The 23477-nt window shown below is 58.4% G+C and carries 17 protein-coding genes; 2 read left to right on the top strand and 15 right to left on the bottom strand.

What is annotated here, in order from left to right:
• Nucleotides 1-197 precede the first annotated feature (197 nt).
• Genes K5E80_RS00925 through K5E80_RS00915 form a run of 3 tightly spaced genes read right to left on the bottom strand, consistent with a single transcriptional unit; the run spans nt 198 to nt 3472 of the window.
• On the bottom strand, nt 198-1844 hold the full coding sequence (locus K5E80_RS00925) for an MFS transporter (protein WP_220634386.1): 1647 nt from the start codon (nt 1842-1844) through the stop codon (nt 198-200).
• A 39-nt stretch (nt 1845-1883) separates the two neighbouring features.
• Nucleotides 1884-2252: a Zn-ribbon domain-containing OB-fold protein gene (locus tag K5E80_RS00920; RefSeq protein WP_220634385.1), complete on the bottom strand. Its 369-nt coding sequence runs from the start codon at nt 2250-2252 to the stop codon at nt 1884-1886.
• Nucleotides 2253-2281: 29 nt separating this feature from the next.
• Entirely contained in the window at nt 2282-3472 is a 1191-nt protein-coding gene (locus K5E80_RS00915) for a thiolase domain-containing protein (RefSeq protein WP_220634384.1), read from the bottom strand.
• 258 nt (nt 3473-3730) lie between these two features.
• Here K5E80_RS00915 and K5E80_RS00910 point away from each other — a divergent pair, with 258 nt between their 5' ends.
• Nucleotides 3731-4447, top strand: coding sequence for a GntR family transcriptional regulator (locus K5E80_RS00910; RefSeq protein ID WP_220634383.1), 717 nt, complete (start codon nt 3731-3733; stop codon nt 4445-4447).
• Nucleotides 4448-4488: 41 nt separating this feature from the next.
• Here the strand turns inward: K5E80_RS00910 and K5E80_RS00905 are convergent, their stop codons facing one another.
• The 4 genes from K5E80_RS00905 to K5E80_RS00890 form a co-directional block, all read right to left on the bottom strand.
• On the bottom strand, nt 4489-6132 hold the full coding sequence (locus K5E80_RS00905; RefSeq protein ID WP_220634382.1) for a GMC family oxidoreductase: 1644 nt from the start codon (nt 6130-6132) through the stop codon (nt 4489-4491).
• 53 nt (nt 6133-6185) lie between these two features.
• Entirely contained in the window at nt 6186-7625 is a 1440-nt protein-coding gene (locus K5E80_RS00900) for a spinster family MFS transporter (RefSeq protein WP_220634381.1), read from the bottom strand.
• A gap of 145 nt (nt 7626-7770) precedes the next feature.
• On the bottom strand, nt 7771-8934 hold the full coding sequence (locus K5E80_RS00895) for a mandelate racemase/muconate lactonizing enzyme family protein (protein WP_220634380.1): 1164 nt from the start codon (nt 8932-8934) through the stop codon (nt 7771-7773).
• 20 nt (nt 8935-8954) lie between these two features.
• Complete coding sequence (locus K5E80_RS00890; protein ID WP_220634379.1) at nt 8955-10556, bottom strand: UbiD family decarboxylase; 1602 nt, start codon at nt 10554-10556, stop codon at nt 8955-8957.
• Nucleotides 10557-10912: 356 nt separating this feature from the next.
• On the opposite strand from K5E80_RS00890, the gene K5E80_RS00885 reads away from it, so the two are divergent.
• A complete protein-coding gene (locus K5E80_RS00885; protein WP_220634378.1) occupies nt 10913-11713 on the top strand; it encodes an IclR family transcriptional regulator in 801 nt (266 codons plus the stop codon).
• A 161-nt stretch (nt 11714-11874) separates the two neighbouring features.
• On the opposite strand, the gene K5E80_RS00880 is transcribed toward K5E80_RS00885, so the two are convergent.
• From K5E80_RS00880 to K5E80_RS00845, 8 genes are all read right to left on the bottom strand, one after another.
• Nucleotides 11875-13203 (bottom strand): MFS transporter, encoded by a 1329-nt coding sequence (locus tag K5E80_RS00880; protein WP_220634377.1) that lies wholly within the window; start codon nt 13201-13203, stop codon nt 11875-11877.
• A 30-nt stretch (nt 13204-13233) separates the two neighbouring features.
• The gene (locus K5E80_RS00875) at nt 13234-13677 is read right to left on the bottom strand and encodes a universal stress protein (protein WP_220634376.1); all 444 of its coding nucleotides are present in this window, start codon (nt 13675-13677) and stop codon (nt 13234-13236) included.
• A complete protein-coding gene (locus K5E80_RS00870) occupies nt 13649-16117 on the bottom strand; it encodes an efflux RND transporter permease subunit (protein WP_246590815.1) in 2469 nt (822 codons plus the stop codon). The genes K5E80_RS00875 and K5E80_RS00870 overlap by 29 nt, the downstream gene beginning before the upstream one ends.
• Nucleotides 16118-16132: 15 nt before the next feature.
• Entirely contained in the window at nt 16133-17221 is a 1089-nt protein-coding gene (locus K5E80_RS00865) for a WD40/YVTN/BNR-like repeat-containing protein (protein WP_220634375.1), read from the bottom strand.
• Between the two features lie 45 nt (nt 17222-17266).
• Complete coding sequence (locus K5E80_RS00860) at nt 17267-18622, bottom strand: DUF1329 domain-containing protein (protein WP_220634374.1); 1356 nt, start codon at nt 18620-18622, stop codon at nt 17267-17269.
• A 24-nt stretch (nt 18623-18646) separates the two neighbouring features.
• Nucleotides 18647-20281: a DUF1302 domain-containing protein gene (locus K5E80_RS00855; protein ID WP_220634373.1), complete on the bottom strand. Its 1635-nt coding sequence runs from the start codon at nt 20279-20281 to the stop codon at nt 18647-18649.
• A gap of 199 nt (nt 20282-20480) precedes the next feature.
• A complete protein-coding gene (locus K5E80_RS00850; protein ID WP_220634372.1) occupies nt 20481-21983 on the bottom strand; it encodes an aldehyde dehydrogenase family protein in 1503 nt (500 codons plus the stop codon).
• Nucleotides 21984-22011: 28 nt separating this feature from the next.
• Complete coding sequence (locus K5E80_RS00845; RefSeq protein WP_246590814.1) at nt 22012-23475, bottom strand: benzaldehyde dehydrogenase; 1464 nt, start codon at nt 23473-23475, stop codon at nt 22012-22014.
• Nucleotides 23476-23477: the final 2 nt, after the last annotated feature.

Genomic DNA, 23477 nt, shown 5'->3' with positions numbered 1-23477 from the left:
GGAGTAATCTCCTTCCTTCTAGGTAATTGCATCCTGCATTGACCTAATAGGGTTGTGGGCGCCGCGGCGCCCACTTTTTTATCCATGGTGGAATGGGGACAATCTCCTTCCTCCGTCTTAATTGCGTTAACCTCGCCATTCATTATTATGACTTTAATGTTTCCAACTGCGTCCATTACCCTGAAAATTATGCCGGCCTATTTCTCATTTGGAATATCCGCCCCGATGAAGTACCTGACCGTGGGTCGATTCTCACCCACATGGAGTGCAAGCTTGCGATTGCGTATCTCCAGTTCGCTCGCAGTGAGGCGTTCGCGGTGACGCAGGTGCGCCAGCCAGGACTCGTCCATGAATTGTTCGACGAACAAGCCGGCATTGGTGACGTCCCGAAAGATGGACCAGGAGATTGCTCCATTGCGCAGTCGCATGCGGCGACTCGCCCGCATAAGGTCGAGAAACTCATCGGCGCGCGCAGGGTCGATCTGATACTCCACGGCAACCAATACTGGGCCTTGCCCAGGCTCGATAGGTGCGGCAAGGTTGGCCTCGCTCCAGTAGGGCGACGGCGTCAAGTCCTCTTCAGCACCGCCGCCGAGCTTCAACCTCAGCGTTGCCAGCAGGCCGAACAGCGAGGCGACGGCTGCCGCCAATAGCGAGGTGGACACGCTGGACTTGGTTGCCAACTGGCCCCAGGACACCCCCCCGCATGCCATCCCTATCCACAAGGCCATAAGTACCAAGGCCAGTCCGCGCCCGCCGACCCAGCGCGGCAGCGCCAGCTGGGCGGCAACCTGGAAGGCACCGAAAGCCGCCATCCAGGCGAAGCCGGCGCATAACATGGCGATGCCAACCAGATAAGCGTCGTGCGACAAACCGACCATGGCGCTGGTCGCAGCACTCAGCAGCCAGGCCGCGACTACCAGCTGATCCCGCGAAAATCGCTTCCTGATTCTGGCCACCGTCATCGCCAAAACCAGCGCGCCGATACCGAAACAGGCAACCAGCAGACTGTAGGTCGTTGGCCCGCCATTGAGCTGGGTGCGTGCGACAACCGGCAGCAAGGCCAGGGACGCCATGCCAAAGAAGGAGAAGACAGCTCCGCGTGCCAGCACCGCAAGCAATGCGGGCGTGTTGCGCACGAACTGAATACCGACAAGGATTGCCCCCATGAAGCGCTCGCTGGGCAAATTACTCGGCGGTGACGGCTCACGCCGCCACTGTATGAGGAAAACCACAGCGGCGATGGACAGCGCCCCGTTCATCAAGAATACATATGCGGTACCGCCCAGCGCGACTATCGCTCCGGCGATCACGGGACCCACCGCCCGGGAGGCATTCAGTGCAAAGCCATAGAGCAAGACGGCAGCCGGGATTTCATTACGCGGCACGACTTCCTGGATCAGCGAGGCGAAAGTAGGCAGGCGCATAATCAGCCCCGTTCCCATCAGGAATGCCGCAACAAACAACAGGCCTGGTGCCAGCACCCCTGCGAGCGACAGGGCACCAACGGCAACGGAGACTACTGCCACCCAGACTTGCGAAAAAATGAGGTAGTGGCGACGATCAATAATGTCGGCCAAGGCCCCGCTGGGCAGCGCAAACAGAAAAACCGGGGCCGTCGCCGCAGTCTGGATCAGTGCAACCAACAGGGGGGTCGCACCCGGAGCGGTGGTCATGGTCCAGGCAGCGGCCACCTCGAACATCCAACTGCAGACATTGGCCGTCAAGCCGGTAATCCAGAGCAGGCGGAAAACCGGACGACTTAAAGGTGCCCAGGGTCCAACCATAGTGCCTGCCGATCCCGGGGCCGGGGCACCGGTTTCGGCAGTGTGGTCCTCGTTCATGATCCTCGCCAGACTATCGCTTTCACTCCGCCCTTAGCCTCAGGCAGGCGTGAACATAGGCACCGGTGGCCCGCCATCACTAGGCTTGAAGACCACCTTAACGCCCAGACCAACGTGCAAGCTGCTGGCGTCGCAATCCACAATATTGGTGAGCATGGTGACGCCTTCATCGAGCGTGACATAGGCTAGGGTGTAGGCGGCATCCTCTTTACCCATGGCGCTGTAGGAGTACACCTGACCTCTGCCTGAGGACTGAATCCACTCTGTCTTGTCACTCAGGCAATAAGGGCAGATCGCCCGCGGATAGTAGTGAAACTCTCCGCACGCTGCACATTTTTTTACCAGCAATCGCCCTTCGGTGGCGGCCTTCCAGTACTGTTCAGTCTCCGGGTGCAGACGGGGCGCCATGATTTTCCTGGTGGCTGTAGTCACGATACTTACTCCCTTTCCAAGATCACTGTTCCAGCCACATGCCGGGAGGCGAGGACACCGCCGATACCGCTGGCAATCGCCAGGTTGCAGTTAGGCACCTGGACCTTGGAATGTGCCTCGCCGCGAAGCTGACGCACCGCCTCGATCAGCTTTGTCATGCCACCGCGATTGGCCGGATGGTTGTTGCAGAGGCCGCCGCCGTCCGTGTTGAACGGCAACTTGCCGACACCCGAGATCAAATTGCCGTCGGCGACGAACTGGCCGCCCTGCCCTTTGGGGCAAAAGCCGAGGTCTTCCAATTGTACCAGCACGGTGATGGTGAAGCTATCGTAGATCGATGCGTACTTGATGTCGGCCGGGGTAATCCCTGCTTCGGAAAACGCGGCCGGGCCGGAGAATGCCGCAGCCGAGTAGGTCAGATCGATCTTGCCTGCGCTGTTGTTCTTGGGCGCTTCGCCGCTGCCGAGTATCCTGACTTTCGGACGATTCAGGCTTCTGGCAATTTCGGGACGCGCCACGATCACCGCGCCGCCACCGTCGCTGATGACGCAGCAGTCCAAGCGATGTAGCGGATCGGAAACCAGCGGCGAGTTAAGCACATCCTCCACCGTCACCACCTGGCGCAGCAGGGCGTTGACATTGTGCTGCGCATGGTGCGAAGCGGCAACCTTGATCCATGCCAGCTGTTCGCTGGTAGTGCCGAACTCGTACATGTGGCGGCGGGCCACCAGTGCATACAGATTCTGGGTTGCCGGAGCATAGGGCATTTCGAACTGCAAATCCGGCGTGTCAAAATCCGGCGGTTTGAGGGCGAGCGAGGCACCAGCCGCGCGCGGACGACCGCCGAGGGTGACCAACGCCACATTGCATCTGCCCATGGCGATGGCCTGAGCGGCATGCGCGACATGCAGGATAGGCGCCGAGCCGCCGCATTCGGTGGAGTCCATGTGACGAACCTTCAGTCCAAGGTATTCAACCATCGACGCAGTACCCAGCCCAGGTGCATCGCCGGCACAGAAATAGCCGTCGATGTCTCCCTTGCTCAATCCCGCATCCTCCAGCGCTCCCTTGGCAACGTCAGCATGGATACGCGCGACCGAAAGCGTGTCAGCCTTTCGGATCGGGTGCTCGTAGGCACCGACTATGTATGTCCTACCCTTGATGATGTTTCCTCTATGCCAGCTTGCCTGGTGCAACGATTTTGAAGCGCGATATCCACAGCGACAAGTTACATCAGCCCCTATTTCGGCAACAACTACTATCGTGGTTTTACTAACTTGTCTTCTGGTATTTTATACACTAGAATAGGTATATTCAAGCATTTATATTAAATGCACCAAACGCCCGGCACAGGCTTTGCCCGGACAGCAGTAGTCCAGTGCAGGGCTGATATCGCTGCCGATGAATGTGGTATAAATAATTAAACGATAATTCATATCTTAGTGGCAGTCCTTATGCAGAAAACAAAAACGCGCAAGCCCAACCTCGCTTTTACGATCAGGGATGCCATCCAGGCGGAAATCGAAAGAGGCGAGTTACCACCCGGAGCGCCTCTCGAAGAACGAGCACTGGCGGCGAAGTTCTCCGTATCGCGCACGCCCGTCCGGGAAGCGATACAGCAACTGGCCGCCCAGAATCTTGTCCGGATGACCCCGCGCCAAGGTGTAACGGTGTCGCGCATGTCGGTACCTCAACTGCGCGACATGTTGGAGCTGCTGGGCGAACTCGAGGCTTTGTGCGCCAAGTTGGCGGCCCGCCGCCACTCGGAAGACCTGCACATTGCGCTGGAAACCGCCCTGCAGAGAGGTCGCGATGCCGCCCGCGCTGCCGCTACCTTGCCGAGTGGCAGCATCGATGACTACAGCGAAGCCAACATGCAGTTCCACGAAGCCATACATGCCGGCAGCCGCAACGAGCTCCTGATCCAGCATGTGCGTCCGCTCCGCCGCCTGATCCGACGCTACAACGTCAACATTCGCATCATGAGAACGCCGGCGCAGATGGAGAAATCGATTCACGACCACGAGCAAATCCTGCAGGCCATCATGGCTGGTGACGAGTCACTCGCCTTTCGACTAATGTTCGAGCACGTGCCTGTCGGTGGCAATGGCTTCTCGGAATTTCTCTCCGCTCTCCCCGCCAGCTTTTTCGAAGACTCTGCCACCTCCTAGCAACGCGTGGCAGCGCGAGCCGATACCGAAGGCTGATTGATTCACGCCGCCTCCGTGTGTTTCGGCGCGGGCTGCCGGCCGAGGATTAGGTCCGCTGCCTTCTCGCCGATCATAATGGCGGCCGCCATGGTATTGGCGCCAGGAATGGTGGGCATGACAGAAGCGTCGGCAACGCGCAGGCCGGCGACGCCACGCACGCGCAGTTGCGGATCGACAACGGCTTGCTCGTCCACGCCCATCTTGCAGGTACCAACCGGATGATGCGTGATGCCGACGTGCGCGGAGATCGCCGCGTTCAAGTCCTTTTCCGACACCACGTCGTCACCGGGTAACGTCTCCCTGCCTACGAGCGCCGCCTGCGGCTGAGTCCGATAGATGGTGCGGGTTGCCTCGATGCCGCGCCGCATGGTGGCGAAGTCCTCAGGGTCGGAGAAAAGGTTGAGATAAATCCTCGGCGCGTCGGCGGGATCCGCTGATCGCAAGGTCACCCTGCCGCGACTGCGCTGCTGGATCAGGCACAGAGTCACATAAAAACAATGCGGCGTGGGTGCGACAAGGCCGGGGAACCACAGGCGTGCATCAAGCGAAATCGGGTTACATAACAACTGAATGTCTGGCTGATCGAGCTCAGGCCGGCTGCGCAAAAGCAGGGTACCACTGCAGATCTGCGTCGCGAACGGGCCGTTGCCTAAAAGGGCCCAACGCAGGACAGAGAGAACGGCACGATCGAAGCGCAGTTCGCGCGCGAAGGTCACGGGTTGCGTGGCGAGAAAGTTCATCGGCAGGCGTGGATGCTCGATCAAGTTGCGCCCGACGCCGGGAAGGTGGACCCGGGACACGATACCGTGTTTGCGTATGTCGTCGGCCGGACCAATGCCGGATAGCATCAGTAGCTGTGGCGAATTGTAGGCTCCGCCACAGACTACGACTTCGCGCCTGGCCCTAACCTTGTACTGGCGTCCGCCACGACTGTATTCGACACCGACGGCACGGCCGTTTTCGATAAGGATGCGCCTGGTCAGGGCTCCGGTTTTCACGACAAGGTTGGCGCGATGGCGCACAGGATTCAGGTATGCACGCGAAGTACTAGCCCGTCTCCCGCGCCCGTCTATGGTGACTTCGCCGCGGCCGAAGCCCTCCTGCAGTTCACCATCGTAGTCCTCGGTCAACTGGTAGCCAGCAGCAAGCATCGCTTGTCGCAAGGGCTCGGTGACGAGCTTGGTGGTATCGATCGGCCTGACCTGCACGGGTCCCTCGTCGCCATGGTACTTGCCCGCCCCGCGCCAACTGGTCTCGTAGCGTTTAAAGTAGGGTAACACGTCGTCATAGCCCCAGCCGTCGCAACCCAGTTCGCGCCAAGTGTCGAAGTCGCGCCGGTGTCCGCGTATGTGGAACATGCCGTTGACCGACGAGGAGCCACCCAGCACGCGCCCGCGCGGCACTTCGATTATCCTTCCGTCCAGGTGCGGCTCGGGTTCACTACGAAAGCCCCAGTTGACGCCTGGTGACTGTATGGCGCGAACGAAGGCAACCGGCATGCGCAGCAACGGATGCCAGTCGCGGCCACCGGCTTCAAGCAGTATCACAGAGCAGTCAGCTTGCTCGCTCAGGCGATTGGCCACGACACAGCCAGCCGTTCCAGCCCCTATGACCACATAATCGACGCTGTTCGAATAGGCATCCACAGGTCCCTTTCTCCCGCTCTGGTTCTAGGGAATGTAGCGGGTTTTGCACACGCTCATGTTTTGACCTCAGCCATGGTCACGACTGGGCGGGTGGTGACAACGGGCGTTCCCCTCGGTTGCTGCAAGTCCTCCCGATAGGTCTTGGCCGCACGCAGATAGAGGAGTCCCGCCCAAACCAAGACAACGACAAAGCACAGCATGCTGTTGCGAATGCCTACTGCCGAGGCTTTGAGGCAGGCAACGGCGAGTTCCGAACCTGCCGCCGGTGCCGCGGCGCCACTCACGCAGACCGCCTTATAGAGGCCGCCAGTGAACGCCTGGGAAGCAAACATATCGCTGAGAAAGCCAATGACCGGCGGCCCCATTCCGTGGCCGATCAGGGTCATGGTGACCATCATGATCGCCGACGAAGTAGCCCGCATCCGCGGCTCAACCATCCGATGGATGGTGCTGAAAGTCGGACCGTTCCAACACAAGGTGAGGGTGGCGAAAAGGAAGATCGCGCTGGTCGCCAGGAGCGAGTCGTCCTGGAGAAACGCAAACGTAGCGACGGGGACAGCGATCAGGGTGGCACATCCGGGCACCCAGGCGTACCACCGTTGATCCCGGGGGCTTAGCCAGTCGGCGATAATGCCGCCCAACGAAATGCCGATGAAGCCGCCGACGCCGATGACTAAGCCAAAGGTAAAGCCGGCCTTGGCCAGACTCATGCCGAAGACGCGCGACAGATACATGGGAATGAACATGTTGATGCCTTGCAGCGCAAAAGCCCCGATGACAGTCCCGAGCACCATGTTACGGGTGGTTCTGTTGGACCACATGCGGCGGACGACCGACGACAGCGCCGGTACGTCCGCGCTGACCGGGGTTTTATCCGACAGTCCACGCGGCGGTTCGCGCAGCGTGAACCAAGTCAGCGCCCCGAGTGCCACCCCGGGCACGCCGAGGTAGATGAAGGTCGAGCGCCAGCCAAAGGACTGGGCCAGCCAGCCGCCGGCGAAGGACGCTATAAGCACGCCCAAGGGCACGCCGAGCGCGAAAATGCCCAAGGCCGTGGCGCGTCGATCGGGCGGGAAGTGATCGGCGATCAGCGCGTGGGCACCGGGGACAGTGCCAGCCTCGCCGATACCGACGCCGCAACGGAACAATATCATTTGCCAGAAGCTCTGGGCATAGCCACAGAGGGTGGCGAAGATGGACCAAACAACGACGCAAACCGAGATCAGGCGTACCCGGTTACAGCGTTCTGCCATCCGCCCCAGAGGAATGCAACTGATCGTAAAGAACAGGGCAAACGACAAGCCACCGATGAGTCCCATCTGAAAATCAGTGAGACCGAGATCCGTCTTGATTGCCTGCCCCAGAACGGCGACGACAATCCGATCGAGAAAGCTACAGGCATAGACAGCAACAAGCAGGAACAACAGCCATATCTTGTACCTCGTGGAAAAGTGGACTGATGGTGCTTTTGTGGCTGCGTTGCTGTCTGTCATGCCATTTCTCCTCATTATCTCGCGTCCAGCGCGGGGGTCTCCGTGTGCTCTTGCCGCGCAGGACTTACGGACAGTTGCCACCTGTCCGTGTCCATTTTTTTATCGCAATCCGCAGCAGGAATTGCGATCATACTTTAACGCTCGATCATGCCTCGACTGTCCGGATCTTTTTGCCGGAGGTAATCCGGCGCATGAGGAGATCCTCGTTGATCTCGATGCCCAGTCCGGGTCCGTCGTTCGGATACAGGAACCCATCCTCGTAGCGCGGCACGTTGAGCGCCAGGTCGTCTTTGATGTCCTTGCTATTCAGACAGTCGTGAATGTGCAGCGGCCCGGCATTCTCCTGCGGGAACCGTGCAATCCAGTCATTCGCCGCCAACAGATGTGCCGCCGGGCTCGCTTCCAGCCCCCCACCCACCATACAGCCGCAAATCACCGGCAGGTTCGCTAGCCGCGCCATAGTTAGCCAGCGCTGCGCCTTCAGTAGTCCGCCGGCCTTTTGCATCTTGATCATCAGCCCATCGGCTGCCCCTTTGTTGATGATCGCCAGCAGATCGTGCAGTTCCTGCGCCGACTCGTCGGCGTAAATCGGTGTTCCCACCTTGCCGCGCAGTCGCGCCATGCCCTCGATGTCCCATGCCGGCAGCGGCTGCTCGATTTTCGACAGGTTGTATTTCTCCAATGCCCGGATCGTCGCCAACGCCTGGTCATACGTCCAAGCCCCGTTGATGTCGATGAATAGATCCACCTCGTCGCCCACCGCCGCGCGCACTTCCGACACCATCGCGATGTCCTCCTTCGGCGTGTAGCCAGACTTCAGCTTCACAAAGGCAAAACCCTCCTTCAGCACCGCCAGTGCCTCTTTCGCCACCTCTTCCGGCTTGCCCGCTCCGAGCACCAAACCCAGTGGAATCCGGTCGATCGTCTTGCCTCCAAGCAGCGTATACACCGGCACACCCAGAATTTTGCCCACCAGATCGTGCAGCGCAAAATCCACCGTCGCCTTGGCCTGGTTGTTGTCCCGGGTAAGAATGTCCATCCGCCCGACAATCTTCTCGATCTTTGTCGGATCCTCTCCCAGCAGAATCTTCGGCGCAAAGAAGTCGCAGATCATCGCCATGATCGAGTCCGGCGTCTCCCCCCGGTACCACGACGACGTATCTCCCGAATCCGAAAATCCCACCACCCCTTCGTCCGTATGCAGCTTCAATACCACGCTGTCTATCCGTGACAGGGTCGCACCTCGCATCAACTGCTCACGCTTCATCGGCGTCGACATCGGTATGACTTCTACTTTGGTTATCTTCATAATCGCTCTCCTATTTTCGCTCAGTCGCTTTCGCCGGGCTGCTTGCCAGGCTCGAAACCGCCGACTTCGTGGTAAAGCACTTTGTTCTCCTCCTCGAACGCACGCACCGTCGGGATCTGCCCGGGCAAGCCGAGCTTCGTCCAACGTGAGGCGACCTTGTCGTAGACGCCTTTGGAGAGCGCGGTACGCTTGGAGAACACCGGCAGGTGACGGTGCTCCTTGCAGGCGTTGATCAGCGCCTTGGAGCCATAGGGCCTGTTCTCCGGCGGGTTTTGCGTCGGATCGAGCCAAGTGCTCCAGGTGTTGCGTAGAATGTCGATGTCATCAATCGGGTTGCAGCGGCTAGCCATGGCCCAGATCACCTGATCGGTGTCGGTCGGATCGATATCCTCGTCCACGGCGATGATCAGCTTGGTGTAATAGGCGCCACCGGGGCACTGGGCGGCCAAGGCCAGCACCTGCGCTGCATGACCGGCATAGCGCTGCTCCAGGCTGATCACCGTCATGCCGAAGCCGCCGGCCGCCGCCGGGTGGGCATAGACGCCGTGGATGCCCGGGATGCCCAGCTTGTCCAGGTCATCCCAGATCTTGGCCGAGCGCATGACGGAGAAAAATCCGCTCTGCTCGCACGACGGATAGTCGGCCATCAGGGCGTTGGTCAAGATGGGATTTGAGCGGTGATGGACAGCGGTGACCTCAACCAGCGGGCAGCCGGCCTCGGGCCTGCCGTAGTAGCCCGGAAACTCGCCGAACGGGCCTTCGGGTTTGACCGAATTCAGCCGGATGACGCCTTCGATCACCAACTCGGCATTCGCCGGCAACAGCAGATCGGTGGTCGTACCGCGCACCACGGGAATCGCCTGGCCCTTGATGCCGCCCGCAAATTCGTATTCGGAAACATTCTTCGGGAAAGTTTGGGAACCCACCATCATGAACAGCGGATCGATACCCCAGGCCGCCGCCACATGGATGTCATTGCCATTCTGCCAGGCGCGGGTGATATGCAGACGGGCATCCTTGCCCGGCGACAGGTACAAACCGACCTCCTTCTTCCCCTGCTGCATCATCCGATAGGTGCCGATGTTCAGATAGCCACTGTCCGGATCGCGGGTGATCACCGCGTCCGCTGTACCGGCGTAACGCCCACCATCCAGGGGCCAGTGCCTGGGGATGGGTAGCTGATCGAGATCGATCTGGTTGCCGGTCAGCGTATGCTCGAACACTGGTGCATCCTTGGCCGCGACCTCTTTCGGGGGAATGCGCCGCTTGAGCTTGTCCTTTGCTCGACGAATCAACTCCACCGTCGGTGTATCAACCGGCTCTTCCAGCGTCATTGCAACACGCTTGATGCTGGGTCCCAGGATGTTCCACAGAAGTCTTGCACCGATCGGACTTTTCTCAAACCCGGCGGCCTTCTCGAACAGCACTGCGGGCGAGGGCGTCTGTTTCGCCAACAGATAGCCCACCGCGCTCATCTCCTCGTCCCGATCCACCGGCTCTTTCACCCGGACCAGTTCGCCCATTTCATCGACGCGCGTAAGCCATTCACGCAGATCTTGAATCGGTTCGTTCGCCGCGGTTTCTGATGTCCCTGATTTCTCGCTGCCCTTCTTCATATCCATGCCCAATACCCCCAAATAATCAATTCAAAACTCGTCTGGCAGCACCATATCAATTCCAAGATTGCCGCCTTCAAGTCTTATATTGTGGGATTATTTATTGAATGTCAAGCGTTCACTACAGTCGCTCAAAAATAAATATATTTCCGCTTGTAATGGCCATTTACAAAGATATCCAGGTGGTACTGGCAATCGCCTATCAATCTCTCTATTTAATATGCAATCCTATAATATGAGACTATGTATTAACATTATGAAAATCGAAACTATTTTTGCCACGCTCTCGGAACATGCAGTAAAGTCCGCTTCAATTCTCCAGGCCATCGGGGACGAATCAACTAGAGGCGAGACCGATACTCATGGAAAAAAAAGGCAAAAATCCAAAGATCCCAACCGACAATGCGCGGCGGACCAGCCCTGAGAAGGTGATAGGAATCCTCGACCTGTTCGAGGAGGAACATTTGCGCTGGACGCCTGAACAAATGATGGAACGGCTGCAATGCCCGCGGTCTACCCTTTACCGATATCTGCGCGTCCTGACCACTGCGGGTCTCGTCACCTCACTTCCGGATACCGGCTACACGCTTGGGCCGAGGATCGTCGAGCTCGACTACATGATGCGCTCCAGCGATCCGCTAATCACCAACGGCAGACCGCTGCTGCAAGCACTGGTCAAAGAAATTGCCGGCATCGGACTCCTGTGTCGGTATTACAAGGACCGCGTCCTTTGCGTACACCAGGAAACGAGCGCCAGCGAGATCCACAGCAGCTACGAGCGCGGTCGGGCCATGCCGATTGCCGTGGGCGCAACATCACGCGTCATTCTCGCTCATCTCAATCTGCCGCAGCTACGTCAGCTCTATGCGCAGCAGTCCAGTGAGTTCTCGAGGAAGAAGATCGACAAAAGTCTCGACGAACTACAGGAAAATCTGCGGGAAATTCGCAAACTCGGTTATTGTCTGTCGCGCGGAGAAGTCACGCCGGGCGTGGTCGGGATCGCCGCACCGGTGTTCGACAGTGAAGATACGATCATTGGCAGTTTGAGCATGGTTGTCTCCGAGACCGGCTTCAACGAACGGCGGCGACGCATCAACATCGATCGAATCACCTTCAGCGCACGAGTGCTCACCAACTCCATGCGGCCGCTGGACTTTGCTTAGTCTCGTTACCGTTACGCGAACAATATAATTATTTATCATATATCGGCGATGCTCTAACGGAAATGGCGTTAGCGTCAGCAGTACCCTGGATTACGGACGTCACGCACACCGATGCACGGCTTGCAGATTACATCGATGCCAGCGACGCCGTGGGGCATGAGTTACCTGGTCTCTTCGTCCACGACGCAGTGACCGGCCCCACTCCTGCCATATCGGTAAGGACCCATTAGCAGAATCACTAAGCCACATATTCCGCAAACAAGGGCCGAGACTTCGTGTATCAGCGTATACGTCTTGGCCTCGTCAAACGCCAGTCCGTACACGTAGGGGCCCACAGCGCCGCCCATGGTTGCAATCCCGAACAAGGTCCCATAAATACTACCGAAGGACTTCTGCCCGAAGTATTTCCTGGCCAAGAACGGGATCAGGTCGCCTTCCGTACCTGTGGAAATACCCAGCAGCAATGCTGACAGCATCAACAGGCCCGGAATATCGGCTGGGGCGTAGGCTAGCATGGCAAAGCCTGCCGCCCCCAGGATGAACGCGATAAGGCCGACCAAGGGCGCAAACACAAGATCCAGGACCGCGCCGATGGCGACTCGCGAAACAGCCAAGCCCAGGCCAGCCAATGCCATCGCCTTGGCGGCATACTCGGAACTCATGCCCTTGTCGCTGGCAAAAGGCGCCAAATGAATATACCCGCCGAGTATGACGCATGAGACGAGGAAGATAACAACAGCGATCAGCCAAAACTGATAGGTTGCCAGCGCCTGCGACAGGGTGAGCCCGTCACCAATGGCAATACTCTCGGGGAGACTGCGGCGAGTCTTAACCGAGTCGGGAGCCGATTCAATATGGTGCAAAGTCCGGAAGATCATTTGGTGAGCGAAGGCGCCAAGAAGCAGCGCAATTAGGGCAAGTACGGCATATGCCTGCCGCCAGCCCATGATCCCTATCAGAGCGTTGGCCAGAATCGGGGCAGCCACCCCGCCAAGGCCAGAACCGAGCATGCCGAACCCCAGCGCCATGCCGAATCTCCTGTCGAACACACGGGGCAGGATAGCCAGATAGCCTGCCGCCGTCGTTGCTGCTCCCAGCACGCCACCGGCGAACCCGACTGCGGCCAGATATGCGCGACTGGGTGGAGCCATTGCCAAAGTCAGCAGTGCCAGGCTGAACAGGAAAATTGAGTAGCCGATCACCTTGCGCCAGCCTACCCGGTCTGCAATTTGTCCCATGATGGGAGCGCCGACAGCCACACCGACCATGCCCAGCATCGGGAGCAATGCCACATCGGCACGCCCCCAGCTAAATGAGGACGCCATGGGTTTCAGGAATATCCCGGTCACCGAGAAGAACATGGGACCGAAACCACATGAAAGGCCAAGCGCAGCACCGCATACCACTACCAACTTCTGCGCTACCGATGGGTGGAGAACCGGCTGCTCGGTCTCCTGATTCAACAATTCCTTATCCAACGCTTTAGGCATTCTGCATCCCCCGTCGGCATGGTTTCCACCCTATCGGTAAACGAGTACCGGCAACTCACAATGGGTCAGCACTTTATGGGTCTCGGAGCCAAGCAGAACACCACTCACTCCGCCGCGCCCATGGGAAGCCATCAATATCAGGTCGCATGCTTCTCGCTTGGCGGCTGCGATAATCGCTTCATAGGGCTTGTCAGCCGTCTCCGCGAAGGCAACGCTCGGTACACCGGCAGCCATTGCAACCGCCGTCGCTCTGGACAGGATTTTTTGCGCCCGCGACTCCGTCAATTCGTACAATAGATTGGGGGCGGCCGCTTCCATTAACTCAAATTCGCCATAGATGGAAGCTGCGTAGTCCGGCTTTGCGTAAAAAAATGTGATCCTCGCCCCGCCCTCCTTGGCAAACGACACGGCTGCCTCTATGGCCCGCTGAGACAAATCTGAGCCGTCAGTGGGAACAAGCAGATTGTGGAACATGATTCACCTCTGAGGGTTGATCAATCGAGATCTCAACCTGCCGCGGAGTCTTGAGGAGAAAGCAGGAGAGCGCCGGGACAAGAATCAGCGCGCCAACCATGTTCCAAAGGAACATAAAGGTGAGCAGGATGCCCATGTCGACCTGAAACTTGATGGGTGACCAGGCCCAGGTAACGACGCCGGCTGCGAGCGTCAATCCGACCAGGGCCACGACCTTGCCAGTGAATGCCGCCGCAGCCTTATACGCCTCCGCAAGGGGCATGCCGGCACGCTGAAAGCTGAGCTGCACGCTGAGAAGATACAGCGCGTAGTCGACACCAATGCCGACGCCAAGCGCGATTACCGGCAAGGTGGCGACTTTTACGCCGATACCCAACATGACCATGAGCGCCTCACACAGCACCGAGGTGATCATCAGTGGCACGACAGCGACGACGACTGCGCGCCAGTTTCGAAAAGTGATGAAACACAGAATGATCACTGCGCCGTAGACGTAAGCGAGCATCGTCCGGCTGGATTTCTCGACGACGATATTGGTTACCGCTTCGATTCCCGCGGGACCCGCCGCCAACAGGAAGTGGATGTCTTTGTCATCGTGCTGCTGAGCGAACTCCTCGACGGTGGTGACGATGCGGTGAAGGGTTTCCGCCTTGTGGTCGGTGAGGTACGCGATCACCGGGATTGTCGAGCAGCCCTTGTCAACTGCATCCGGATTATCGTTCAAGGTCCGTTCGACGGCGGCACCGATCATTGACGGGTTGTTCGGGATCGACAACCATTTCGGATTACCCTCGGCCGACCCCGCCACGGCTTTGGCGATATTGTCGGACAGCGCCATCGTATATTGGACGCCCGGCACTTGCCGCAGCGTCCAGGCGAACCTTTCCGTTTCCTTGACGCTCTTGTACTCGCCACAGCCGTCCTTTGGCGTCTTGACGATGCTGACGAACTGATCGCTGGACAATCCGTAATGCCCGTTGATATACGCGACGTCAATGTTATAGGGAGAATCGGCGCGTAATTCCGGTGCGCCCGGATCAAGATCCCCCGTCTTGAGGTGAAGACTGATCGCGTATCCGCCAGCGGCCAGCACTGCCGACACTAGAATCGCTCCTGACGCCCAGCGCCTTTCCGTAAAGTGATTGAAAAATCTCCAGACAGGGCCTTGTTTCGCCCCCTCGCCCGACAGACTGCGTGCCGCCGCCACCGGGTTGACCCCCAGATACGAGAGCATCACCGGCAAAAGCAGCAGGTTAGTGACAATCAGCAATGCCACCCCAATACTAGCAACCAGCGCCAGTTCCTTGATGACCGGGATGTCGATGACAGTAAGGACGACAAATGCCACCGCATCGGCAAGCAGCGCCGTGACCCCAGCCAGAAATAGTCGACGGAATGTATATCGGGCGGCGACGTATCTGTGGGTTCCCCTCCCGACATCCTGCATGATTCCGTTCATCTTCTGCGCGCCGTGGCTCACGCCGATGGCGAAGACAAGAAACGGCACCAGGATCGAATAGGGATCGAGATCGAGATGCAGCGTTTTAACAATGCCCAGCTCCCAGACCACCGCAACCAGCGAACAGCTCAGCACCAGCAACGTACTTCGCAGGCACCGCGTATACAAAAAAATGATCAGGGCCGAGACCCCAAACGCAATGCCGAAAAAGTTCGTGACATGCATCAGGCCATCTATCAGATCACCCACTAGCTTGGCAAAGCCGACGATATGTATCTTGACTTGCGGTCCTTTGCCCTCTGCCCCCTGTAACTCGTACTTTTGTCGAATTTGCGTTTCCAACTGCCGTGAAAAAGCGCCGTAGTCCAGCCGCTCGCCGGTTTCCATGTTTTTCTCAAGCAATGGCACGACGATCATGATCGACTTGTAATCGTTCGAAACCAGGTTGCCTACGATACCGGCGCGCCGAATCCCCGTTTTCAAATCTTCAATTGTCCGAGGCGAGCCATCGTAATCGTCCGGCATGACCTGGCCGCCACGAAAGCCATTTTCGGTCACTTCGGTCCAGCGTACAGACGCCATCCAGATCGATTTCATGAAGGAGCGCGCGACCCCCGGCATCAAAAAGACCTCGTCGTTGACCCGCCGGGTTATATCGAGGAATGCAGGATCGAACACGTCACCCTGTTTATTCTCGATGACGATCCGTACGATGTTGCCCAGGCCTCCCAATTTGCCGCGGTTTTCGAAGTAATTCTGGATATAAGGATGATTCTGCGGAATCATCTTGTCGAAGCCGGTGTTGACAGAAAGCTTGGCTGCCTGAAGGCTGAGCATCACGGTAATCAGCGTGCACGCCGCGATAAACCAGAAGCGGTGATTGAATACCAGTCGCTCCAGCACATTGCCGGAGCGATTATTGAAATCCTCCGGATCGCGCACAACCGGCATTTCCCTTATCTTTTCCGAGGATGTTTCCATATGTTTGCTCTATCGCTACTCAATGGTTTCGATGCGAACGCCGTTGGTACCAACGACCGCCACGGCGTCTTTACCCGCTGGCGCCACACCGAAGAACGCCATTCGCTTTTCTACCTTGACGCTCACAAAGGAATCGCCACCGTCCTTGCTGACCAGCATTTGACCACCCTGGGTCACCAACACGACGCGTCCGTCTTCCAACAAGGTTCCCGCCGTGATGCCGTCAGTAGCGTCGCTATGCGCCGCCCGCCAACTTTGCCCGCCATCCGTGCTCCGTAATATGTTGCCGCGCATGCCAAAGACGATCAGTGTCTCCCCCTTGGCCAGGATGCCGAAGAAACTGCCTTGATAGGGGGATGCCAAGGCCATGAAACGCTCATGCTGCAGATCCCAGCGGCGGATCAGGCCCTGCTCGCCCGCGATGAATACACCGCTGTCCGAGGCGGCGAGACTGTAAAGATGAAAACCTTGTTCATTGGCGATCCGATCGATCAGTGGCTCCCAGCTCTTGCCACCATCCTTAGTTCGCAAGGCGAGATTGAAGGCGCCGACAACATAGCCCTCAAGTTCATTGACGAACAGGACATCAAGAAACGGCTTGTCCGCCCCTTCTTCGAGCAGACGTTTGGCTTCGTCCTGCCACTTCGCGGCATCGGGACCAGCTGAGAACTTTTTGTAATAGGCGTCGATAATCTCGGCCGCGCGTTTTCCGTCTAGCTGCTTGACCCAGCTGAGTCCTCCATCATCACTGTGCAGCACCACCCCGTCGTGACCGACTGCCCAACCCTGTTTTGCTGTAGGAAACTGTACTGCCACAAGGTCTGAACTAAGCGGAACCGCCACCTGCTTCCAGTTCTTTCCGGCATCGTCGGATACAAGGATGTGGCCCATCGGTCCCACCGCCACAAGGCGCCTGCCGGCGCGTGCTACCGCCGACAGACGGGTTTTCTGCGCAAGAGGACTCATGTGGGCCGGCGTATCTAGCGGGGTCAAAAACACCGCCTCTGCAGGCAGAGAAACCGAAGCCCAAATCAGCAAGATCGCGAACCGTATCCGCCATCGAAAAAACATCACTTGTCCCCCATTCAGTTCATGAACAGTCATGCACCTGCGGCGATTCAGCCGCAGGTGCAGGTCTAACTCATGAGATCAATACTTGAGAACCGATTTGGTCAGTGATTCGGAAGACATGTCTTCCGGCGACAAGGGTTTGACCGGCACGGAGCCATGGGGCCCCATCTGGATGTAGGTATAGACCCCGCTGCTCAAATCGTGGATCAGCCCCTGCTCGCTGACCGGCGCAAGAATGTCGTATTGCGGTGCGATACCGTGAAAGAGCACGCGGTAGATCTTCCCGGCATGATCGTAGGTCTCTGCTATGCCACCGTACCAGGCATCCTCATCAATGAAGAAATCGCGCTTCTCATAGATGTGGCGCTTGCCCGGTTTGAGGGTGGCGTGGACGTGCCAGACGCGATGCAATTCGAAGCGCACGCATTCCGGCTTCACATGACCTGGAAGATACTTGCTGTTGCCGTCGCAAGCCGAACCCTTATCCGGGTAGTGGAGCTTGTAGCTATTGTAAGGAATGTACATCTCCTTCTTGCCGACCAGCTTGAAATCGAAGCGATCCATCTTGCCGGAGAACATGTTGGAATCATCATAGACGGCGGCTCCCCCGATCGGCGCAATCGGCGTGTCGGCTGCGGTATCCGGCGCCAGACGCACCCGGCGGGCAGCCGGCACATAAGTCCAGGACCGCCGCTGGCTGTTTTTCTTGAGGTCGTAGTAAAGGCTGTTCATCCCATTGAGACGGGTAGGCGCCCAATACTCGGTACGGGTCGCATAGAACCATCCGGGATTGCGCTCGTTGTATAGGCTCCACTCGATATAGTGATTATTCTTGGCAGTGTTCACTACCTCGCCATCGGGCTTCACATAGGTCGGCCATTCTTCGTTTATCTGCGCCGGGCCGCGGTACTGGGCGATCTTGTTCCACATCACCTCGTAGCCGTTTTTCGGAATGGGGAAGGGGAAACCGCCTTGGCAATCGTGGTTGATGCCCAGCCCATCCGCTTCCAGCTTGCAGCGGGTGGCGTTTTTCAGCGTGTTGTCTATCACATGCTGCGGATAGGCCGCCGATCGCCGGGTCGGATAGACGTCGATGCGGAAGGTTGGATACTTGCGCATCATGGCCTTGACGCCCTCGGACAGCTTGTCGCCGTACTTGTCCATGTTCTTCGCGTCGATGGAGAAGAGGGGCTTGTCCTCGGGGAAAGGATCGGGACGCCAGCCAGGATTGCTCTTGTTATAGTTGGCTGGCGGCTTGGTCAGGCCGCCGGTGTAGGCTGGAATGGTGCCGTCCTTATTGCCAGCCTTTTCCGCCCCCCACGGGGTCAGCGTTGTTCCAAGCTGCTTGATTTCTTCGGCAGTTGGTTCCGCCCGGGCTACACCCGTGCCAACGGCGATCACCGCTGCCATGATTAGGGTTGTTGTACGTTTCATGTCTGTATTCCTCCTATTGCCGCATTAAAAAGATGTTTGGTATGTGAATGACACCCAGTTACGATCCTGCAACTGGTCACCGTTGCTGGTGGCAATCGCCGTGTGGGCCGCATTCGCTTTGTAGGTCGCAAGATAGCCGTTATACGCCAGGGCGAAATTGTGTTGTGCGTTGTAATCGAGGGCGAGCGATAAAGAGTACGAACCGGCACGCTCCCGTCCGGAAGAATTGCTGAGGACAGGCGTATTCCCACTGAGACCGTAGACCAGCCTGGCCGCCGCGGTGAGGTCCCAACCCGGTGAGACGGCAGTCCAAGTCGGGCTGAACGACAAGGCCGTCACCCAGTTGGAGTTTGTCGAACAGCCGGAGCTGGTATTTTGGCCGTTGACGCATTTCTTGAACCGGGCTTCATTGGACGTGATGCTTCTTAGTTTGGCGTAGGCCAGTTCCGCCGAAAGAACTGCGGAACTCCATACCGGCGTCGTTCCAAACTGGATTTGTCCATTGATCAGCGCGTGTGTGGTATTACCGCGCGGTCCCTGGAGATTCGCATCGGTGGACGCCGCCTGCAGGGCCGTGTTATGACGGGTGAGCAGTTCCGCACCGACACTGACCCCGCCAATATTTTTTGACAGGCTGACTCCATAGAGTTTGGTACCCTCCGCGAAGGAGAATATGTACCGTCCGGTCGGTGGACTGACGTTAGTCCAAGCGTTGCGTTCGGCAAACTCACGGGCGTAAAAACCTAGCGTTCCGTCACCTAGCCAGTCCGGCTTCCAGCGCAAACTGAGGCCCCAGTCGCCCGACTGATCCGGCTTCTTCAAGCCAGCATTGGCGAGGCAAGGACCGGCTGGAGAAAGACAAAACCGGTTTGGCCCGCGCATGATGAAATCGGCAACGCCGAGATAGGAGCCGCCTTCCGGCGCGGTGTTCTGTTCCCATTCGTAATAGTACTGTCCCGCCAGCACCAGTTCCGGGTTTAGCTGCAAGGTTGCGTAAACCTGACCGATGGGCCGTGCCGCCTCCTTCGCGGTAATGCCTGGATTGGCAATAGCCTTCCTGCCGTCGCTGGGTGTCTGGTTATACGAGACGCTGTGATTGGACAGCGATATCGCTTCGCCCCAGAGTACCGCATTACGTCCAACCTTCAGGTTGCCAGGCATCGACCCCAAGTCGAAGTTGCCATACACGTAGGCATCAAGCCACTCGCCGCTGATACCCCTGTAGTAGCGCTTCATGTAGGATGAAAACTGGTTGTTGGTGTAGCTGCCCACATTCGTCAACCCGGGGGCGGTGTGTACGTTATTGTGGAAAGCCACATCATCCCAAGCCGCCGCGCTGACGCGGAAGCCTATCTGTTTTTTGTAATCGAAGTCAAACTCTGTCAACAGGTCGAGCCGGTTGGTGACCACGTCGCCCTTGTCGTGCAAATACTCGCTCTCATCGTTGGTCATGGTATTGGCGATGACAGGATCACGTTTATGGGTCCGTACGCCAATGTTGTAGCGCAGCGTATTGCCCCAACTTGCGGTGATGTCTGGATTATCGGTGTTGATTGTGAAACCGTAAGTGCTACCGATAAGGCCACAGGCCAACATCGCCGCTGTTAGCGGGCGCAACGCGATGCCTATTAATTTCGACTGCCGTGTTTCTGTATTCATGCTTCTCCTCCTGGTTAATTATTTCCGGCAACGCCGGAGACTGTCTGGGGTCAGGCATGAGCATGTGCCGGCCCCGGGTTTAGTGAAGACATCAATGCTTTGCAACCCAACTCCTCCTTTTCTTGACAAAATCTTTTCTATACAGTCCCTCCAACTTCCTACAGCAAAAACTTCACCCGCCGATTCGATGAACCAACCGTCATAGACGTATGGCCACAGATTTGAGTTCGGTGTAAGCTTCGACGCCTTCGCGACTGAACTCTCGTCCCCATCCAGACTGCTTGTAGCCACCGAAGGGCAGCGCCAAATCGAGCGCTATGGATGGCGCGTTAATCCTGATGTTGCCCGCCTTGATCCTGCGCGCGAAGCGATGCGCCATGCTCAGATCTCGTGTCCAGATGCTCGCGGAAAGCCCATACACTGTGTCGTTGGCCTGGCGCGCTAGGCCTTCCAGATCGTCGCCGTCGAAGCTCATGGCGCACAGAACGGGGCCGAAGATTTCTTCACGCACGGCGGTAAACGCCGAAGTTGCGCAGGTCAATACCGTGGGCTCGATAAAAAAGCCATCGCACTTGATGGCGTGGCCGCCGACAACCACTTTGGCGCCTTCTCTCCGGCCACTAGCGATGTAGTCGCTCACGCGTATTTGTTGTTCTTTGGAAATGACCGGTCCGATCTCGGTCTCGGGATGTATCCCCGGCCCAACCTTTAACCTGGCGGCCCTCTCGGCGATACCATCGACTACCCGGTCGAATACACTCTCGTGAGCGTACATGCGGGACCCGGCGGCGCATATCTGGCCGGAGTTTGAAAAAATACCCAGAGCCGTAGCCTCAATGGCACTCTCAATATCGGCATCGGAGAATATGAACACGGGCGATTTGCCACCGAGTTCCAAGGCGACGCGTTTCATATTGCCGCTTGCCGCAGCGAGAATCTCCTTGCCAACCCGCGTCGAACCGGTGAAGGAAATCTTGTCTACGTCCGGATGGGAGGCCAGCGCGGCGCCAGCAACCGAACCTGAGCCGGTCACAATATTGACTACTCCGGGCGGGAAGCCGACGCTCTCAACCAATTGCGCCAGACGCAATGCTGTCAACGGTGTCTGTTCGGCTGGCTTGAGGACGATGGTGCAGCCGGCAGCCAGGGCCGGGGCGATCTTGCCAACAGAGATGGCCAGCGGCGCGTTCCACGGCACGATCTGCGCCACAACGCCGATCGGCTCACGCTGGGTATAGCCGTGCCATTCTCCAGGCAGGGACAACGACGGTACTTCGCCAGCCAGCTTGGTCGCCCAGCCAGCGTTGTAGCGCAGGGATTCGACAGACGAGTGAATCGTCTTGAGGCGCGCCGTCTTGAAGGGCATGCCGTTGTTGAGCGTCTCGAGCAAGGCGAATTCGTCCCCGTGCGCCTCTAGCGCGTCGGCCAGCCGCCACAACAGCCGGGCGCGCTCGCTCGGCTGCAGGGTAGGCCAAGGGCCGGCCTCGAAGGCTGCTCTCGCCGCACGCACCGCCAGATCGACATCAGCCGCCGCGCCCGAGGCAACACTGGCGAAGACCCGCCCTGTAGCCGGATTGACGACATCCATGGTCGCTTCTGAAGCTGCGGACAGCCACTTGCCACCGATGAAAAGCCGGTGCCGGTCGGCAAGAAAACCGGCCAAGGTGCTGGCAACAGCGTCGATGTCGGGATCTGCTTGCAAGACGTTATCTTTCACCAAAAGGCGCGGTTCAGAACGGGTACGGGGGCGGAGCATTCTTGTAGGTCACCCACTGCCACTGGGTGAATTCATCCCAGTTGGCCGGCCCGCCATGACGCGAACCATTACCTGAGGAGCCACGTCCGCCCATCGGCATCAGTCCATCGTCCTGAACAGTTTGGTCATTGATGTGCACCAGGCCGACATTCAGGCGCTCGGCAATTGCCCGGGCCCGCATCAGCGAATTGGAGATGATGCCCGCGGACAGACCGTGCTCGGTATCGTTGGCGAGTTGGATTGCCTCCTCGTCAGTGGAGAAAGTGGTCACGGCAACAACCGGTCCGAAGATCTCTTCGCGGAACACCGCCATACCGGGCGTAACGCCGTCGAGCACCGTCGGGCTATAGAACAAACCCTTGGCGGTGCCACCGGCCTGCAGCCTTGCACCGGCGGCAACGGACTCGGTGACGATGCGAGTGACTTTCTCCACCTGCTTGGCGGTGATCAGCGGACCGAGAGCAACATTCTCCCGGTATGGGTCACCTACCGGCAGATGCTTGGCCTTTTCCGTCATGCGTTTGACATACTCTGCGGCGATCTTCTCATGGACCAGATGGCGGCCGGCGCTCATGCATACCTGCCCTTGGTGCATCCATGAGGCGAAGGCGCCGCAGGAAGTCGCTGCATCGAGGTCGGCATCGTCGAGAATGATCATCGAATTCTTGCCACCGAGTTCCAGCGCGACCTTCTTCAAATGCTTGCCGGCCAGTTCTCCAACGCGTCGTCCGGCAGCTGTCGATCCGGTAAAGGAGATCATGGTGACGTCCGGGTCGGTAACCAGTGACTCCCCGGCATCGGCTTCGCCAGGCAAGACCTGCAGCACATTAGCCGGCAGACCCGCAGCTTCGAACAACAGCGCGTGGAGCAGTCCACCACTGACCGGAGTGCGCGGATCGGGCTTGAGCACCACTGCGTTGCCGGTCGCCAGCGCCGGTAACAAGGCGCGGGCAGAAAGCAGGAAGGGAAAGTTGAACGGTGATATCACGCCAACCACGCCGTGCGGAACGCGGCGCGCGTAGCTCAGGGTGCCCTCATTGCTCGGCAGGATCAAGCCACGAGGCTGTGTCAGCATGGCCGCTGCCTCGTGCAGCAGATTGATCACCGAGCCAATTTCAAATTGCGCCTTCGGCAGGATGCCGCCAGTCTCGCGTACTATCCAACTGGCGAGCTCTTCCTGCTCTCGTTCCAGCACCACGACAGCGCGGCGAAAGATCGCCGCCCGGTCGAGGAAGGGCAGCGATGCCCAAGCGCACTGCGCCTCGCGGGCCGCCTTGGCCGCGCGCCTGACATCAGCAGGATTGGCCAGGGCGACCTCGGCCATAAGCTCGCCGGTGGCAGGCTCATTGACCGGGAGGACAGCGCCGCCCAAGTCCGCCCAGCCACCGATCCATCCTTGTTTCTGTGCAAGATTGCCCAGTATGGTTGCTGCCATCATCA

Source organism: Georgfuchsia toluolica (assembly GCF_907163265.1).
In the GTDB taxonomy this organism is placed as follows: Bacteria; Pseudomonadota; Gammaproteobacteria; order Burkholderiales; family Rhodocyclaceae; genus Georgfuchsia; species Georgfuchsia toluolica.
Note: the sequence above shows the minus strand (reverse complement) of the source record. Positions and strands in the feature narration are given on the sequence as shown.